The 530-nt window shown below is 38.7% G+C and carries 1 protein-coding gene; it reads right to left on the bottom strand.

Annotation, left to right across the window (positions count from 1 at the left end; genetic code table 11):
- On the bottom strand, positions 1-530 hold a 530-nt coding region (locus tag N1032_RS27635), incomplete at both ends, for a hypothetical protein (protein WP_259543929.1).

A 530-nucleotide genomic window follows, 5' to 3' on the forward strand; every position in this document is an offset into this window, starting at 1 on the left:
TTCTTCGATCGTCTTTGGTGGAGTCTTGAAACCACATGCTCTAAGGAGTGCCTTTCGATGTCCCTCCGAGACCTTACCCGTTGAGAGGTTAAAATGTTTGTTGTAATAATTGGTAGTAGCGTCGATGAAATCATCAAGTTCATTCCCTCTCATATCTTCCAAGATACGAGTATAATCTGATTTTGAAAGTTTGGTTTTTCTAAATGGCTTCCACGGATTCTTTTTAAGATTCCATTCATCTGGAGTCCAACCAAAATCATACATTACTTCTTTCAACTTTTGGGTTTTACCCATGTCAAAAGGTGTAAACTTTGGCATTGTACTGAATGGGCCACAGATGTTTTCTGCATCTGCCACTGACCAACCATCTTTATAAATGCGCTTCTCAGTTAATGCTGTCAACTTACCATTCAATTTAAATGGTTTATTGATTTCAATTCCAGGTATACGATCTGGTGGAAGAAGCTTAATCAGACGTTTATCGAGACGAGCTACTGATCTATCGAGTACATCAAGAATTCTCGTAGCTT

The organism is Herbiconiux daphne, from assembly GCF_024979295.1.
Lineage (GTDB): Bacteria > Actinomycetota > Actinomycetes > Actinomycetales > Microbacteriaceae > Herbiconiux > Herbiconiux daphnes.